General features: G+C 30.4%; 16 protein-coding genes and 1 pseudogene. 7 read left to right on the forward strand and 10 right to left on the reverse strand.

Features of this window, described 5'->3' with window-relative positions; all coding sequences use genetic code 11:
* Window positions 1-6: 6 nt before the first annotated feature.
* Both ELQ05_RS04425 and ELQ05_RS04430 read left to right on the forward strand, forming a co-directional pair.
* Entirely contained in the window at window positions 7-831 is an 825-nt protein-coding gene (locus tag ELQ05_RS04425; protein WP_070295330.1) for a hypothetical protein, read from the forward strand.
* Window positions 831-2,543 carry an ATP-binding protein gene (locus tag ELQ05_RS04430; protein WP_070295332.1) on the forward strand — a complete coding sequence of 571 codons (1,713 nt, stop codon included), beginning with the start codon at window positions 831-833 and terminating at the stop codon, window positions 2,541-2,543. Before ELQ05_RS04425 ends, ELQ05_RS04430 begins: the two co-directional genes overlap by 1 nt.
* Here ELQ05_RS04430 and ELQ05_RS04435 read toward each other — a convergent pair.
* The 7 genes and pseudogenes from ELQ05_RS04435 to ELQ05_RS04465 form a co-directional block, all read right to left on the reverse strand.
* Entirely contained in the window at window positions 2,508-3,080 is a 573-nt protein-coding gene (locus tag ELQ05_RS04435) for a sulfite oxidase heme-binding subunit YedZ (protein WP_052776093.1), read from the reverse strand. The two genes, ELQ05_RS04430 and ELQ05_RS04435, sit on opposite strands and share 36 nt — an antisense overlap.
* Window positions 3,080-3,973 (reverse strand): protein-methionine-sulfoxide reductase catalytic subunit MsrP, encoded by an 894-nt coding sequence (gene msrP / locus ELQ05_RS04440; RefSeq protein WP_002857634.1) that lies wholly within the window; start codon window positions 3,971-3,973, stop codon window positions 3,080-3,082. Before msrP ends, ELQ05_RS04435 begins: the two co-directional genes overlap by 1 nt.
* 57 nt (window positions 3,974-4,030) lie before the next feature.
* Window positions 4,031-4,708: pseudogene (pyrF, locus tag ELQ05_RS04445) on the reverse strand (orotidine-5'-phosphate decarboxylase); the annotation flags it as partial.
* The gene (nusB, locus tag ELQ05_RS04450; protein WP_002854405.1) at window positions 4,705-5,103 is read right to left on the reverse strand and encodes a transcription antitermination factor NusB; all 399 of its coding nucleotides are present in this window, start codon (window positions 5,101-5,103) and stop codon (window positions 4,705-4,707) included. The gene nusB and the pseudogene pyrF, both read right to left, overlap by 4 nt.
* On the reverse strand, window positions 5,103-5,567 hold the full coding sequence (gene ribE / locus ELQ05_RS04455) for a 6,7-dimethyl-8-ribityllumazine synthase (RefSeq protein ID WP_002933962.1): 465 nt from the start codon (window positions 5,565-5,567) through the stop codon (window positions 5,103-5,105). Before ribE ends, nusB begins: the two co-directional genes overlap by 1 nt.
* Window positions 5,564-6,379, reverse strand: coding sequence for a 3-deoxy-8-phosphooctulonate synthase (kdsA, locus tag ELQ05_RS04460; protein WP_002933960.1), 816 nt, complete (start codon window positions 6,377-6,379; stop codon window positions 5,564-5,566). Before kdsA ends, ribE begins: the two co-directional genes overlap by 4 nt.
* A complete protein-coding gene (locus ELQ05_RS04465; RefSeq protein WP_134239966.1) occupies window positions 6,376-7,308 on the reverse strand; it encodes a DMT family transporter in 933 nt (310 codons plus the stop codon). Before ELQ05_RS04465 ends, kdsA begins: the two co-directional genes overlap by 4 nt.
* Before the next feature lie 101 nt (window positions 7,309-7,409).
* Here ELQ05_RS04465 and der point away from each other — a divergent pair, with 101 nt between their 5' ends.
* The 5 genes from der to pflB are packed head-to-tail and all read left to right on the forward strand — an operon-like array spanning window position 7,410 to window position 13,950.
* Entirely contained in the window at window positions 7,410-8,792 is a 1,383-nt protein-coding gene (gene der / locus ELQ05_RS04470; RefSeq protein WP_038816916.1) for a ribosome biogenesis GTPase Der, read from the forward strand.
* Window positions 8,779-9,276 (forward strand): shikimate kinase, encoded by a 498-nt coding sequence (locus ELQ05_RS04475; protein WP_072225852.1) that lies wholly within the window; start codon window positions 8,779-8,781, stop codon window positions 9,274-9,276. The genes der and ELQ05_RS04475 overlap by 14 nt, the downstream gene beginning before the upstream one ends.
* Window positions 9,273-10,232 carry a tryptophan--tRNA ligase gene (gene trpS, locus ELQ05_RS04480; RefSeq protein ID WP_070316737.1) on the forward strand — a complete coding sequence of 320 codons (960 nt, stop codon included), beginning with the start codon at window positions 9,273-9,275 and terminating at the stop codon, window positions 10,230-10,232. The genes ELQ05_RS04475 and trpS overlap by 4 nt, the downstream gene beginning before the upstream one ends.
* Window positions 10,233-10,242: 10 nt before the next feature.
* Window positions 10,243-11,478, forward strand: coding sequence for a serine--tRNA ligase (gene serS, locus ELQ05_RS04485; RefSeq protein WP_070316738.1), 1,236 nt, complete (start codon window positions 10,243-10,245; stop codon window positions 11,476-11,478).
* Between the two features lie 9 nt (window positions 11,479-11,487).
* On the forward strand, window positions 11,488-13,950 hold the full coding sequence (gene pflB, locus ELQ05_RS04490; RefSeq protein ID WP_070316739.1) for a motility protein PflB: 2,463 nt from the start codon (window positions 11,488-11,490) through the stop codon (window positions 13,948-13,950).
* Between the two features lie 30 nt (window positions 13,951-13,980).
* On the opposite strand, the gene ELQ05_RS04495 is transcribed toward pflB, so the two are convergent.
* The 3 genes from ELQ05_RS04495 to ELQ05_RS04505 form a co-directional block, all read right to left on the reverse strand.
* Complete coding sequence (locus ELQ05_RS04495) at window positions 13,981-14,616, reverse strand: hypothetical protein (protein WP_070316740.1); 636 nt, start codon at window positions 14,614-14,616, stop codon at window positions 13,981-13,983.
* Between the two features lie 97 nt (window positions 14,617-14,713).
* Complete coding sequence (gene pyk, locus ELQ05_RS04500; RefSeq protein ID WP_070316741.1) at window positions 14,714-16,156, reverse strand: pyruvate kinase; 1,443 nt, start codon at window positions 16,154-16,156, stop codon at window positions 14,714-14,716.
* Window positions 16,157-16,204: 48 nt separating this feature from the next.
* On the reverse strand, window positions 16,205-17,551 hold the full coding sequence (locus ELQ05_RS04505) for an FAD-dependent oxidoreductase (RefSeq protein ID WP_002854402.1): 1,347 nt from the start codon (window positions 17,549-17,551) through the stop codon (window positions 16,205-16,207).
* Between the last annotated feature and the right edge of the window lie 87 nt (window positions 17,552-17,638).

Here is a 17,638-nt window from a genome sequence, read left to right on the forward strand (position 1 = left end):
TAGAGTTTGAAATTTTTTTTACTGGTATTTTGCTTTGTAAATCTAGCTTTAGCACAAATTTATAAAGGTGAATTGTATTTTTATCATTTGCAGGATAAAGAAATTTTTGCCATAGTTTATGATAATGCACCTATGACCCCACTTTTTGACAGGGATAAAAATCAAACAAGTTCTAGTTTTTTAATTGTTGATGATATAAATGGAAATTTAGAGATTCCGCTCGTTAAGACAAATGATTTTTGGCAGGATGAGCGTAAAAAATATAAAATCAATTCTTCTAAAATGCTTACATATGATAATAAAAATTTTCAAGGAGAAAATTTAGGAACAACTACTTTAGAACTTGTCGAAACGCAAGATGGCATTCGTATAAAGCGTAGTCTTGATTTTATAGGTTTTAATGATGATTTTAAAGAATTTCATCCTGTTCATAAGGGTGTATTTAGCTTTGAGCAAATTTGCCAAAAACCTATTTTTTTACAAGATGGAAAAATTAGTTTTGAAGAATGGTATTATTTTTATGAAGATGGTATGAGTCGTGCTATTTTAGAGTTAAATAATTTTGTTTATGATATTAATGCTCACGCATTTGTAAAACTAAATGATTTGTATAATACTGAAAATCAAAAATTTCAAAATCTTTTACATGAGAAGCTTAAAAATACATGTGATGAGTGTTTTGAAGATCTGCAAAATTTACAATTTAATAATAATTTTTTACTTAATAATGGAAAACTAAAAATTTGTTATCTACCTTTTGAAGGTCATTTTTTAGATGAAAATATTTGCGTAGAATTTAATGAAGATGAGCTTAAGGAATTTAAAAAATAATGGAAAAATTAAAAAATTTTTTAAGTTTGAAAAATATAGAAGATACTCAAATTTATAAAGAGCTTAAGTGTGCTAAAAATGAAGCTTTGATTCTTAGAGAGCTTTGTAGAAATTATGTCGTTTCTATTTCTTCTATCAATGCCTTTACTTTATTATCGACAATTTTTGGAAATGATAAGTATCTTTATCTTGATGCTTTGGAGGATTTAAAAAAACTTATCGAAAGAGGTTTTGTAAATCAAAATTCGAGTTTTTTTAAAAGTTTGGAAAATAATAAAACTCAAACATTAACTCTTGCCTTATTGCAAAGTGAGCTTAGTTTAAGTGAATATTTTTTAGAATTTTTAGAAGCAAAACCTCGTTTAAACTTTGAGAAACAAGAGGCTTATGCAGATTATTTAGAATATTTAAAAGATGAATTTGTGCGTATTCAATTATACGAAAGATTAAGTTTTATACAAAAAAGTGCTTATAATAGTGAAATAAAAAATCAAATTAAACTTTATGAAAAACATATCAAAGAAAGACTAAAAAAAAGTAAATTTTATAATGTATTGGCTGATATTTTTAAAGAATACAATCTTGAACATAAAGAACAAATTATTTTTCTAGCACTTTTAAAAGAAGAATACGCCTTAAGTAATGAAAGTTCGATTTCTAGAGAAATGAATTCTTTACTTTCTTTAATCAGTGAAAATGATTTAGAAAGACACAAAAATAAAAAACTATTACAAGAAAATGCTCCTCTTTTAAACTTAATCGAGTACGATGAATATTTAAATGCTTTTGGAGATATTTCTAAAAGTTTTTTTATTATTGATGAAATTTTACAAAGAATTATAAATTTTGAACCAAAACAAAGTAAAAAAATCAAAATTGAAAGTGTTTTAAAAGATCAAGATATTTTCGAGCTTATAGAACCAAGCACTGACATCAATGATATTATTATGCCTGAAAATACAAAAGAGCTTTTAGAAAATATTTTAAAACAACAAGATAAAAAAGTCCTAGAAAGACTTCATTCTTGGGGTATAAAGAGTAATAAAAATATAGAAGCTAAAATTATTTTTTATGGTCCTGCTGGTACTGGAAAAACTATGTCAGCTTTAGCTATGGCTAAATCAATGAAAAAATCTGTTCTTAGTTTTGACTGTTCTAAAATTTTGAGCAAATGGGTTGGAGAGAGTGAGCAAAATGTAAGAAAAATTTTTGATACTTATAAAAATATTGTGCAAACTTGTAAACAAAGTCCTATTTTACTTCTCAATGAAGCCGATCAGTTTTTAAGTACGCGTGTAGATGGAAGTAGTGGTAGTGATAAAATGCATAATCAAATGCAAAATATATTCTTAGAGCAAATTGAGCGTTTTAGTGGTGTAATTATCGCTACGACAAATTTTTTAGAAAGCTTAGATAGTGCATTTTCAAGAAGATTTGATTATAAGATAGAATTTAAAAAACCTGATTTTAAAGATAGGCTTAAAATTTGGGAAAAATTTCTACCTAAAAAAGCATTATTTGAAAAAGATTTTGATATAAATATTTTATCAAATTATGAATTAAGTGGAGCACAAATTTTAATGATAGTAAAGAATACAGCTTTGAAAGTAGCTGTATCACAAGATGGGGTTTTTAAAATGCAAGATTTTATAGAAAGCATACAAAAAGAATTAAATTCAAGTTTTGATAAAAGTAAGATTGTTGGATTTTAACTTTTTTAATGTTTTTGTATAGCGAACTATAAAATAAAACAAAGCTACAATTAAAGCACTCCATTCCCAAAACATAGGAACTTTTGGGGTTAAAAAATAATGATAACTTGCCAAAACTAAGCATAAATATCCTAGTTTTCTGATTTTACTAAGTTTTTTAAAGATTTTAAAAGAACTTAAAAGCATTAAAAATATGATTAAAAATGCGATAAATCCACTTGCTTCTAATAAACGATGTGAAATATCATCGAAAAGCCTTGAAATTTGAGCATTTCTATCAAAAATAAAATAATTTAAAAAGTGCAAAATCGCCCAAAAAGCTGCAAAAATACCTAAAATTTTAGGATAATTTTTTGTTTTTTTAAATTTAAGTAAAGAAAATAAAAGACTTAAATTTAAAAAGATTAAAGCAAATATTCCAGTGTAAATGTAGGCTTCTTTTACAAAATCAAAGGCTTTTATGATATGATAAAAGCCATAGATTAAACTTATGATAAAGCTAAAATAAGCAAGAAATTTAAAGTATTTTGTCTGCATTAAAAATTCACTTTTAAGTCCATGTTTTTATATAAACTTGCCACTTCTTTTTCATAACCATTAAACATTAAAGTAGGCTTGGTAAAGAAGTCTCCTAAAGCCCTTTCGTTAGCTTGAGACCATCTAGGATGAGAAACATTAGGATTGACATTAGCATAAAAACCATATTCACTTGGAGCGTAACTTTCCCAAGTGGATTTAGGCTGTTCTTTGGTAAATTCTATTTTAACTATAGATTTAATACTTTTAAAGCCATATTTCCAAGGAACAACAAGGCGTATTGGAGCACCATTTTGAGGCTTTAAGGCTTTTTTATACATTCCTACTGCAAGCAAGGTAAGAGGATGCATAGCTTCATCCATGCGAAGTCCTTCTACATAAGGATAGTCTATAGTTGGAAATAAAGCGTCTTGATCGGGAAATTGGCTCTTATCTAAAAGAGTGGTGAATTTAACAAATTTTGCCTCGCTTGTAGGTTTTGCCATTTCAATCAAACGACGCAATTCAAAGCCTACCCAAGGTACCACCATAGACCAAGTTTCAACACAGCGAAAACGATAAATTCTTTCTTCTAGTGGGAATTTTAAAATATCTTCCATGCTTAAAGTTAAAGGTTTTTCTATTTCTCCACTGATATCGATTTTCCAATTTTGAGTATTGAAATTTTGTGCCAATGATACAGCCTTTTTTTTATCTGTTGAAAATTCATAAAAATTGACATAATTTGTAGCAAGTTCTTCATCGCTGATTTCAAGTTTGTTTGGATTAGTATCGCTTGTGAAATTTAAAGCAGATAATTTAGAAGCAAGCACGCTTGAACTTATTAAAGCACCTGCTCCAAGTTTTAAAAAATCTCTTCTTTTTTTATATAAATTCTCAGGGGTTATAATCATAATTTTTCCTTGTTAAAAATTTTTATTATTAAAACATAACAAGGATAATGATTATTAAATTTCTTGTAGAATTTTTTCGCAAATTTTTCTAGGGTTATTATCTTTATAAATAGGGCGTCCAACTACTATAAAATCGCTTAAATTTTCTCTAGCCATTGTTAAATTAGCGACGCGTTTTTGATCATCATTTTTCTCTCCAAATGGACGAATTCCTGGAGTGAGAGTTAGGAAATTTCTTTGAGTGTGTTCTTTGATGATTTTACTTTCAAAAACAGAGCATACCATACCATCAAGTCCATTTTCATAGGATATTTTTGAAAAATTAATTACAGCTTCTTCGATTTTTTGTCTATAAATACTAAAGAAATTTTCTTCATCAAAACTCGTAAGAGCAGAAACTGCTAAAACTAAAGGTCTTTTTGAAAATTTGCTAAGCCGTGTCATAACTTCTTGCATAGCTATTTTTCCAGCACTTGCGTGGATATTGATCATATCAACACCAAGTTTTGATATTTCTTCGCAAGCATCTGCCATAGTGTTGGGAATATCATGAATTTTAAGATCAAGAAATATTTTAAAATCATCAACTTTTTTAAGTTCTTCTATGAATTTAAAACCATCTCTTAAATATGCTCTTAAACCTACTTTTAACCATATGTCTAAATTTTTTAATTCTTTAGCAAGTTGCAAGCATTCTTCTTTTGTAGAAAGATCAAGTGCGACACAAAGCTTCATTTTTTAGCCTTTATCAAGGCATCTAAAACTCCATTTATAAATTTTGGAGAATTATCATTAGCAAGTTCTTTGGCAAGTTCTATAGCTTCATTGATAACAATGGCGCTAGGAGTATCGGTAAAAAGTAACTCATAAGCTCCAAGTCTTAGTATAGCTCTTTCTACATGTCCTAAAGCTGTAATTTGATTATCATTTAGAAATGAATTTAAGGTTTCATCAATATTGTTTAAATTGTCTAAAATTCCATGATATAAATTTAAAGTAAAATTTTTTTGTTCATTGCGTATTTTTTTTTCATCTAAAATTTCATCTACAAAAACGTTGTTTTGAGAATTTAATTCAAAAGCATAAAGCAAGGAGATGACGCTTTGGCGAACTTGATGACGCGTTGCCATTAAAGCTCCTTGCTTAAATTTAACATCTCGATTACAGTTGTCATAGCTTCAAAGCCTTTATTGCCTGCTTTGCTTCCAGCTCTTTCTATGGCTTGTTCTATTGTATCTGTAGTTAAAACACCAAAGCTTACAGGGATATTATGATTTAAACTCACATTGGCTATGCCTTTGGTGGTTTCTGCTGAAACATAGTCAAAATGCGGAGTTGAGCCACGAATTACTGCGCCTACGCAACAAATTGCATCAAATTTTTTGCTTTCTATAGCTTTTTTTAACGCATACGGAAGTTCAAAAGCACCAGGAACAAGTATAAGGCTTAGATTTTCCTCTTTGCCTCCGTGTCTTAAAAAAGCATCTTTTGCTCCTTCTACAAGGCGATCTGTGATGATATGATTAAATCTTGCATTAATGATAGCAATTTTTGTATTTGAGTCTAAATATAATTTTCCTTCAATAATGTTCATTTGTTTTCCTTTATGATATTTTGTATTTCTAGTAATGTATTAACGCAATTTTTAAGGCGTGTAAGATTAAGCATATTAGGTCCATCGCATAAAGCCTCGCAAGGATTAATATGTGTTTCAAAGAAAAAGCCATCTATGCCTACGGCTGCTGCCGCTCTTGCTAAAGGTTCTACAAATTCGCTTTTCCCTCCGCTACTTCCACCTGCAGCCCCTGGCATTTGTACACTATGGGTAGCATCAAAAATAACTGGAGCAAATTCACGCATAATAACTAAAGAACGCATATCTACTACTAGATTTCCATAGCCAAAGCTAGATCCTCTTTCAGCTACAAAAACACCATTTTTTTGAGCAGCTTCATAGCCTTCATCTTCTATGCCACGGGTTTGTAGAACTTTTTTAACGCTGTATTTGATATCGCTTGGGTTTAAAAATTGTCCTTTTTTGATATTAACTTTTGCCTTAGTTTTTGCTGCGGCTACAAGTAAATCGGTTTGACGACATAAAAAAGCAGGAATTTGCAAGACATCAGCTACTTCACTTACAGGGTTTGCTTGATTGCTTTCGTGTATATCGGTTAAGATTTTCATACCAAATTCATCTTTTACGCTTTGTAAAATTTTTAATCCTTCTTCAAGACCAGGACCTCGAAAAGAATTAATACTTGTGCGATTGGCCTTATCAAAACTTGATTTGAAATAAAATTCTATATTTGGATTTTCATTAAAGTTTTTTAACTGTTCAGCAACTTTAAAAATCAAATCTTTGCTTTCTATCACGCAAGGACCAGCAATGAGTATCATTTTTTTCATTTTTTTCCTTTGTTCTTAACTAAAATTAATCCACCAAAAATAATGCCTATTATACCTAAAAAAACCATAGTGCTTGGTAAATTATCTCCTAAAATTATCCCAACTATCATACTAAATACTACATCAAGATAACTAACTCCAGCAACTACTCCTGCTTGTTTAGCGATACCATAAGCTTTAGTGACATGAATTTGATAAATGGTGCCTAAAGTTCCCATAATGGCAACGATAAGCCAAGCTGTAAGACTTGGCATCACAAAAGGTGCTAGAATGAAATCTAAATGTAAAGAATCAAGATGCTGTGGTTCAAAAAATTCAGCACTGATCATAGAAATTAAAGGCATTAAGGTTCCTAAAAGGATAAAAGAAAAGGCAATTTGTTCTGTAGTGTAAGATTTTCTAAGTTCTCTTACACTTGTAAGAGCTAAAGCAGCTAAAAATCCACTCGTGATACCTATAACTGAATTTTTTAAATCAAAGCCTGAATGATTTAAATTATGAGCCCAAGGCTGAGCGATTAAAAGCACTCCACCAAATGCTATTAAAATTCCTATCCAGCCTTTGATGCCAATATTTTCTTTAAAAACAACAAAAGCTATTAAAGTAATAAAAATAGGAGCAGTTTTTTGAAAAGCAAAAGCTCCACCTAGTGTAATATTTGAAACATTATAGAAAAACATATATAGTGAAAGCGTGCCTACTACTCCACGAAATATCAAGAGCCAAAAATGTCCCCCTTCTTTATGTGCCTTAGATTGCTTTAAAAGATAGACTATGAAAAAAATTCCTATGATATTTCTAAAAAACATAATTTCTATAGAACTCATTTCCTTGCTAAGAATTTTTGCACAAGCTCCCATAAGTGCAAAATCCAAACATGCTAAAATCATGAAATAAATTCCTAAATTATGCTTGATTACTTTTAGCATTTTTTTTCCTTGACTAAAATCTGGGTTAATTCTAGTCTTTTTTTGCTTAATATTAAGCCAAATTTTATATAATTTTAAAAATATAATTTTCTAGGAAAAAAATGCAAAGCATCATACTTATAGGCAAGCCAAATGTTGGTAAATCAAGTCTTTTTAATAGAATGGCAAGACAAAGAATAGCTATTACAAGTGATATTTCAGGTACAACTAGAGATACAAATAAAACGCAAATTCATATTCATTCAAAAAAAGCCATGCTTATTGATAGTGGAGGGCTTGATGAAAGTGATGAACTTTTTAAAAATGTGAAAAAAAACACTTTAAAAGTAGCCAAAGAAAGCGATATCATACTTTATCTAGTTGATGGAAAATTAGCGCCTGATGATGAGGATAGACAGTTTTTTTATTCTTTAAAAAAACTTGGAAAACCTATAGCCTTAGTGATTAATAAAGTAGATAATAAAAAAGATGAAGAAAGGGCTTGGGAGTTTGCAAATTTTGGCGTAAAGGAAATCTTTAATCTTTCAGTAACCCATAATGTAGGCTTAGATGAACTTTATGAATGGCTTGAAAAATTTTTACATGAAGAGTTTTTAATCCCCGATGAAGAAGAAAATTTAGAAGATTTTTTAGAGCATTATGAAGAAGGAAAAGAATTTCAATTTAAAGAAGTCGATCAAAATCATATCAGAGTGGGTATTGTAGGGCGTGTAAATGTTGGAAAATCAAGTCTTTTAAATGCTTTGGTTAAACAAGAACGTAGTGTTGTAAGTTCTATCGCAGGAACTACTATAGATCCTGTTAATGAAAGTGTAGTTCATAAAGATAAAGTGATAGAATTTGTTGATACTGCAGGTATTAGAAAAAGGGGTAAAATTCAAGGACTCGAACGCTTTGCCCTAAATCGCACGGAAAAAATTTTATCTCATTCTCAAATAGCACTTTTGGTTTTAGATGCGCATGAGGGCTTTAACGAGCTTGATGAACGCATTGCTGGGCTTGTGGCTAAGCATTATTTGGGTGTGATTATTGTTTTAAATAAATGGGATAAAAGTGAGATGGATTTTGATAAGACTGTAAAAGAATTGCGTCTTGATCGTTTTAAATTTCTAGCTTACGCACCCGTGATTAGTGTATCAGCTTTAAGTGGAAAAAGGGTGCATGTTTTACTCGATAAAATTTTGCAAATTTTTGAAAATTTCACTCAAAAAATCCAAACTTCTAAGCTTAATACGTTGATAGAAAATGCCACAAGAGCACATCCTTTGCCGCATGATTATGGGAAATTGGTTAAAATTTATTATGCAGTACAATATGACTTAGCACCGCCAAAAATTGCGCTTATCATGAATCGTCCTAAGGCTTTGCATTTTAGTTACAAGCGTTATTTGCAAAATCAAATCAGAAAAGAATTTAATTTTGAAGGTGTGCCTTTAGTGATTGCTTCGCGTAAAAAGGGCAGTAAAGAAAATGATGAAAGCTAAAAATATCGTTTTTATAGGATTTATGGGTTCTGGAAAAAGTACTTTAGCAAGAGCTTTGGCTAAGGATTTAGATCTTGTTTTTTTAGATAGTGATTTTTTAATAGAACAAAAATTTAATCAAAAAATCAGTGAAATTTTCGCACAAAAAGGCGAGATTTTTTTTAGAGAACAAGAGCAAAAAATGGCTGATTTTTTTAGTTCTTGTGAGAAAACTTGTATTGCTACAGGCGGGGGTTTTGTTAATGTTTCAAATTTAGAAAAAGTAGGTTTTTGTATTTATTTAAAAGCAGATTTTGAATATTTAAAAAAGCGTTTAGATGAAAATGAAATTTCTAAAAGACCTTTGTTTTATGATGAAATTAAAGCAAAAAAATTATATAATGAGCGTTTAAGCAAGTATGAACAAAAGGCAAATTTTGTTTTAAATATAGAAAATAAAAATATAGACAAGCTTTTAAGCGAGATTAAAAAGGTGATAAAATGAGAGTATTAACAGGCCTTCAGCCAAGTGGCGATTTGCATATAGGTAATTATTTTGGTGCGATTAAGCAAATGGTAGATGCACAAGAAAAAAGCCAAATGTTTATGTTTATTGCTAATTATCATGCCATGACTTCTTCTCAAGATGGAGAAAAACTTAAACAAAATTCCTTAAAAGCTGCTGCGGCTTTTTTAAGCCTTGGTATAGATCCGCAAAAGAGCGTTTTTTGGTTGCAAAGTGATGTTAAGGAAGTTATGGAGCTTTATTGGATTTTATCGCAATTTACTCCTATGGGTTTATTAGAGCGTGCGCATAGTTACAAGGATAAAGTTGCTAAGGGGCTTAGTGCTTCACATGGGCTTTTTTCTTATCCTGTTTTAATGGCAGCTGATATTTTACTTTTTGATACACAAATTGTTCCTGTGGGAAAAGATCAAATCCAACATGTTGAAATCGCACGTGATATTGCTTTAAAAGTTAATAATGAATGGGGTGAAATTTTTACCCTTCCAGATGCTAAAGTTAATGAAGAAGTAGCTGTAGTTGTAGGCACCGATGGGGTAAAAATGAGTAAATCTTATCAAAATACTATAGATATTTTTAGCAGTGAAAAAACCTTAAAAAAACAAATTTCTTCCATAGTTACAGATAGCACCGCTTTAGAAGATCCAAAAGATCATGAAAACTGCAATATTTTTAAAATCGCAAAGCTTTTTTTAGATGAATCAGGGCAAAAAGAATTACAAATACGCTATGAAAAAGGTGGTGAGGGTTATGGACATTTTAAAATGTATTTAAACGAGCTTGTAAATGCTTATTTTAAAGAAGCAAGAGAAAAATATAATGAGCTTTTAGAAAAGCCTTCGCATTTGAAAGAAATTTTGGATTTTGGTGCGACAAAAGCAAGAAAAATCGCCCAAGAAAAAATGCAAAAAATTTATGAAAAAATCGGACTTTAAGGAGTAGAAAATGCTAGATTTAAAAAATTTGCAAAATAATTTTGATGAAGTGGCTAAAAAGTTAAAAAATAAAAAAGTTGATGAAAATATCTTAAAAAAACTTGCTGAACTTTTTGCAAGTTTAAAAAAAGAAAAAACAGCTTTAGAAGAATTTCAAGCTTTTCAAAATAAATTCAGCAAAGAACTTGCTACAACCGAAGATAAAGAAAGTTTAAAAGCAAAATTAAGCGAAAATAAAAGTAAAATTAATGAGCAAAGCGCTAAAGTAAATGCTTTAGAAAATGAGCTTGAAGAAATCGCTCATGCCATCCCAAATATCCCTGATGAATGTGTGCCTGTGGGTGAAGACGAAAATGAAAATGTGGAGCTTAAAAAAGTTTTAAATCCACCTAGCTTTGATTTTACTCCAAAAGAACATTTTGAATTAGGTGAGAGTTTAAATTGGCTTGATTTTGTGCGTGGGGTAAAAATTTCACAAAGTCGTTTTTGTGTGCTTAAAAACGAAGGAGCTTTATTAAGCCGCGCTTTGGTAAATTATATGATAGATTTTAATAGAAGTCGTGGATTTGAATTTGTTAATGTGCCTTTTTTGGTAAATGGTGCTACTATGTTTGGGACAGGTCAGTTGCCAAAATTTAAAGAAGATATGTATAAGGTAGATGATGAGGATTTGTATTTGATCTCAACTTCTGAAATTCCAGTAACCAATCTTTATAGTGGAGAAATTTTAGCGAGTGAAACTTTACCGATAAAAATGACTTGTTATAGTGCTTGTTTTAGAAAAGAAGCAGGCAGTGCAGGGCGTGATACAAGAGGTATTATAAGACAACACCAGTTTGAAAAAGTAGAGCTTGTAAGTATTACTAAACCTGAGCAAAGTGATAGCGTGTTTAATGAAATGCTTGAGTGTGCAAGTGATTTGCTGAGTTCTTTAGGTTTAGCGCATAGACATTTGATGCTTTGCACTGGAGATTTGGGTTTTAGTGCAGCAAAAACTGTGGATCTTGAAGTGTGGCTTCCAGGACAAAATAAATATCGTGAGATCAGCTCGGTTTCAAATTGTCGTGATTTTCAAGCAAGACGTGCTAAAATTCGCTATAAAAATGAACAAGGAAAAAATGAACTTGTTCACACTCTTAATGGCTCATCTTTGGCAGTAGGAAGAACCTTGGTAGCGATTATGGAAAATTATCAAGACAAAGAAGGAAAAATTCATATTCCTGATGCTTTGAAAAAATATTTTTAAAGAGTATAGATGGCTGAACAAGAAGATATAATACTAGAAAAACCCGAAGATGGCTTAAATCAACCAAGACTTGATGAGAGTTTAGAGGGATTTAAAGGGCAAGAGGGGCAAGCTCCAGAAGATGAAGAATTTGCATCATTGCCAGAAGAATTACCTCAAGAAAATAGTGATAGTGGTTTTAAATTTACAAGAGAAAGTGCGCCTGAAGATGTATTAACTTTTGAAGAAGTTGAAAGTCAAGAGCCTACGCCTTGGTATAAAGATCGTAAGTTTATGTCTCTTGTGGGTTTATCTTTGGGGATTATTTGTATTTTAGTTTTTACACTTTTTTATTTAACTTTTAGTGAAGGAAAAATTAAACCAGATATTATAGCTTCTAAGCCTTTAGAACAACCTGTTGTTATGCCTGATGAATCATATAAATACAATGATATGCAAAGAATTGATGGTATGATCCAAAAAGCAAATGCTTTATATTTAAAGGGTGAGGTTGAACAGGCTTTAAAAGTTTATGAGCAAGTTGCCGTATATAACGAATCTTTATCTAATTATAATTTAGGCGTTTCTCAAATGAATGAGAATAAATTCCAAGAAGCTTTTGAAAGCTTCAAGAAAGCTATAGCCAATGGAGAAAATCAAAGTGTAGCTGCTATCAATGCTGCTGTTTGTGCTTTAAAGCTTAATGATAAGGAAAAATTTAGATATTATATTGATTTAGCTCAAGTGTATCTTCCAAAAGAAGGAAAATCAAAATTATATGATTATTATTTAAGCTTGATTAATTATTACAAAGGATATTACCCTGAGGCTTTACAAATGTTACAAAGAACAGATGTGGAGCCGTATTCTGATGTTGCAAAGTATTTGTCTGCTAAAATTTATGCAAAAATGGACTTTGATTCCAAGGCTATACAGCAATTAAATTCTCAAGGCAATTTTGAATCTAGTTTATCTTTAGGTCTTTTATACGCTAGAATAGGAGAATATGCTAAAGCTAAAGTCGCTTTAAGTACAGCGATGAAAATTGAAAGAGATTTTAATCAAAGTTTGGCGGCTTTAACATTGGTTGATATTAAAACAGGAAATTATCAAGATATGTTAGCGCGCTTGCAAAATTCTTATGATAATGATAAAGATAGATATAAGATTTTAGATGCTTATAAAATTCAAGTTCGTTTAAATAAGGATCTTTTTAATATAGCAGTTGCTCAAAATTCTTTTTCAAAAGATTTGTTAAAAAAACAAAAAGATCAATTCGATTTGCTTTTTTATTTTGCGCCTTATCAAGTTTTTGATAGTAAGCAGGCTGCTTTATATATTAAAAAAGCTAATGTTACAGATTTTGTTGATGATAGTGCTGATGCGGGAGTTTATCTTAATACAAGCAAGGCTCTTTCATCTACCAATGTAAAAATTGCCAATATTATTAACTATGCATTAAATCAGAAGTTACGCCTTGCTAACCAAGAATTTCAAAAACTTATCAAGGATTATCCAGAACATAGTATTTTACATTATAATTTGGCTTTAACTTATGCCCAAATGCAAAATTATGAACTTGCTTATAAGCATTTTTCAAGTTCATATCATCTTAATCCTAAAAATTACTTAGCAGGTGCTTTTGCTATGTTTTGTGCAAAATTAATTGATATTGATACAACTAAACTTTACAATGAAATTCTTGATAATATAGCTGCTGATTCTAATTTTAAAGCTAATATGCAAAAAAGTATGTTATTTTTAGTTAATAATAATTATATTTCTATGCTTCCTTATTTAGATGAAGCAAAAAAAGATACGCCTTTGAGTTTGATTTTTGAAGCTATTGTTGCTAAAAATAATAACCTTAATAATCAAGTAGATGTGAAAATTGCTAAATTGCGTTCAGAGTTGCCTGAAGATATTTTGGCAAATATTTTGTATTTTAATTCTTTAAATTCAAATTTAAATATTAAAGAATATGCTCAAAATGCTCAAATTCATTTTAAAAATTTAAAACTTGATTATCGTAGTGTTTTTGGTGGGCCAAATATAGCTAGGGAATTTTATGTTAATTTAATGCATATTGCAGGGCTTTTAAATTTAGAAAGACAGAAATTTAAAGAATTGATTAATGTTTCAGGAGCAAAAGATGAGGGTATTTTACAAACTTTAGCTTATTTGGATATTTTTGCACAGCAATACGAGGAGGCTTATGCGCTTTATAATTCTTTGATTGATGATTATGGAGCTAAAGATACTAAAACTTTATTTTTAGCAGCCGTAGCAGCCGTAGGTGCAAATAATCCAAATTCAGCTATAGCGCTTTTGCAGCTTTCTAAACTTACAGATAAAAATAACAAAGAGAGTAAAGCAGCTCTTGGTATGTTGTATCAAGAAGTAAAGAACTATGAGGCTGCGATATCTCAGTATAAAACTTTACCTAATAATTTTAAGAGTGAATTTTTTACTTTTGATATTAATAACAACTAAAAATGCTTAGAAATTTCTAAGCATTTTTAGTTAAGCTTGAAGATCTAGAGTTTTTCCGCCTAGTTCATCAATGCGATCGCTAACTTTTTTAAGTGCCGCATCTATTGTATTTTGACTGATTTGAGGAAGTTCTCTACCCCACATTTTTTCTGCTTGCTCAAATCCTTTTTTCATACCTTCAAGACCTTTTTTCAATTTTTCAACATCGTCGCCACCGCCTTTAATAACAAAATCCGCGATGCGATTGGCTGTATTTTCCACTCCAAAAAAACCATCTTCACTTACAAGTTGTTGAAGTTCATCTGTATTCATATCAAGTGGATTTTTGCCACTGTAGCCTAAGGATGCAAAATCAATATTTGTAAGTATAGATTTCGCAGTATTTAAATTGGCACCATTTAAAAGACTATCTAGTCCAGTTTGGGCATTGCTCGAACCTATTACAGCATTCATTGTTTGCTGTTGAAACTGAACTAGGTAAATTTGTGTAATGCCCTTTCCACCAAGTGCATTTAATTTTTCAAGGGTATTTTTATCTACATCCTTGCTAGAATTAGCACTTTGAACATTTTTGTCTTTTGTGTTTTCCTTAGCATCATCTGCCTTCTTATTGCTAACTTGTGTTTGTGCCATGCTAGCGATATTTGAAAAAGTATTCACTTGCATATTTGCTCCTTTGTGTGAGGCTTTAATTTATATCGACTTTTGACTTAAAAAATTTATAAGGACATTAAATTCCTTATTTTCAAAGGAATTTAATGTTTTATTGTAGATAATAAGCAATTTGCTCTTTATTGAGAATGCGGATAAGATTGCTAGTACCTTCTACTCCTGTTGGAAAGCCTGCAGTTAGAAGATAGCATTTGTCTTCATCCATAAAACCTTTTTCAACACTTGATCTTACAGAGTCTTTTAATAATTCTGTAAGTTCATTACTTTTGTTAACCAAGATTGCAGGATTAACTCCCCAAACTATACTTAAAGAGTTTAAGGTTTTTTCAGAATGCCCTACTGCTATGATTTCTATATTTGGGCGATATCTTGCAATCTTAATAGCAGATTTTCCGCTACTTGTTAAAGAAAAAATAGCATCAGAGTTAAGATCTGTTGCAAGATGAGCTGAAGAACGCATGATTTTATCTGTATTGTCTAAATCATTAAAATCATTAAATTTGTTATATGGATAGCGTTTTTCTGTTTCTATTATAGTTTGGCACATTATATCAACAGCGTTTGCAGGATCTATACCAACGGCGCTTTCTTCACTTAGCATTACTGCATCTGTTCCATCTAAAACAGCATTTGCAACATCTGAAATTTCAGCTCTTGTGGCGGTTTTGCTTTTGGCTAATGAAAAAAGCATCTGAGTCGCAGTAATAACAGGCTTAGAGGCATTGTTTGCTTTTTGTATAATTTCTTTTTGGATATTAGGAACTTTATAATAAGGTACCTCAATACCTAAGTCTCCTCTTGCAACCATTATACCATCGCTAGATTTAATAATCTCATCAATATTTTCTACTGCATCAAATTTTTCAATTTTTGCAAAAATAGATATTTTTGCGTTATTTTGTGTTAAAATTTCACGAACTTCATCAATATCGTGCGCATTTTGTACGAAAGATATTGCTAAAAAATCTACTTCATTTTTTATACCCCAAAGTAAATCATTTTTATCTTTTTGTGTAATAACATCAATATTGATTTTAGTATTCGGAAAATTAATACCTTTATTTGAGTTTAAAAAACCATCATTTTCTATAATGGTTTCAATTTTTTGATTATCTATATTTAGTACTTTAGCACGAATTGATCCATCATACAGATAAATATATTCATCAATTTTTAACATATCTAAAATGGATTTTTGATTGATACTGATTTTATAATGATTTTGAGCAATCTTCTCCCCTAAAATTGTTTCACGATAAAAATCAAGTCTATCACCCTTTTTTAATTCAAATGGTTCTTTAAGTTCACCTGTACGAATTTTAGGACCACTAATGTCTTGTAAAATTCCAATACGAGTATGCAATTCTTTAGCTACTCTTCTTATGGTATCTAAGTTTTTTTTATGATACTCATGTGTTCCATGAGAAAAGTTTAAACGGAAAACATTTACACCATTGATAATCATTTGGCGTAGAATTTCTTCCTTTTCACTTGCTGGACCTACTGTGGCTACAATTTTTGTTTTTTTAAGCATGGTAAACTCCTTTTGAAATTATTGTAGCTAAAAATAGAAACAAAATGATTACAATAATTCTGAAGAAAATTTATCTTCGTTAAATTCCATTCCTAGGTAATTACATACAAGCTTTGCATCTCTTTCAGCATTTCCTAGACAACTTGTTGCTCCAGGACTTGGAGTCATATTGAAAATAATACCAGGGGTTTCTGTGATGCTTGCTTCACCTAGCATTAATTCTCCTTTAGTTTTATCAATAACTTGCGGTCTTACGCCTCCAAAACCTTTCGCATAATAAATATCGCTTGCTTTAAGACTTGGGACTATTTTTTTGGCATCTTTAACAAATAAGCTTTTATCAACAAAAGGTAGTTCAAAAAGATAATTATAAAAGATGTAATTTCTAATTGTTGCATCTTTAAACATATTAAAAGTTACTTTTAAAACAGTTTTATCAAGTTTTAGTGCTTCAAAAAATTCTGGAACTGATTTTAGACCATGATAACGTTCTAGTTTTGGAATAACAAGTGCGGTAGGTCCAAAGCGGGTGTTCATATCAGCAAGCAAATCAGGATCTCCATGAAGAGCTGCAAATGGAAGTTTAGGATTTTGCACCATATAAACCTTACCATTTAAAAGTTTTTGTTTGGTTAAATAAAAACTTCCTGCAACAGGCCAACAAGACTTATCCATACCTAAGTTCATTTTATGTGCTAAATATAAAGAGTGCGCTCCAGCATTGACAACTACGCTTTTGGCATGGTATTCTTGATGATTTGAGGTTTTTAATATAAAAATATCATCCTTTTTTTCTATGTGAATAATTTCTTGATTAAAGGCAACGAAAGTATTTTTATTTTGTTTTTGGGCTTGTTCTATTAGATTTATACTCATTTTCCCAAAATCTACAGTTGTAAAAACCTCGCCGCTTTCAACACCCATGGCGCAGATATTTTCAGGTCTATCTTGATTGCAATCTTCTCCTAAAACAACCTTGGGTTCAATTTGTTTGATTTTTGCTTTATCGAAAAATTTTATATAAGGATAAAGTTCTTTAAATTCTTCATAGCGTTTTTTCATATAATCACATTCTATATCTCCAACAGCTAGAGCCATTTTTTGATGAGAAAACATGAAATTATTTTGCGCATTTTGCATGAGTCCATATTTAACTATCATATCAGCTGTTCTTTTTACTTTTCGCGCTTTTTCTAAAGTATAATTGGTTTCAATATCTCCACAATGAATGGTTTGAGAATTACTCGTTCCCTTAGAATTTAATGTTGCAGCTGTATTATATTTTTCTATCAAAGCAATATTTTTAATATTTGTATATCTTGCAAGCTCGTAAAATAATGCTGCTCCTGAAATTCCAGCTCCGATGACAAGCACATCAAATTCTTGTTGGCTCATTGTTTTTCCTTTTTTTATTTTAATAAACTTTTTTCTAAATAGAAGTTTAATTGAATTTGTTTTACAAAAAGTTAAATTTCATTAAGG

The organism is Campylobacter sp. US53, from assembly GCF_004378995.1.
Taxonomy (GTDB): Bacteria; Campylobacterota; Campylobacteria; order Campylobacterales; family Campylobacteraceae; genus Campylobacter_D; species Campylobacter_D jejuni.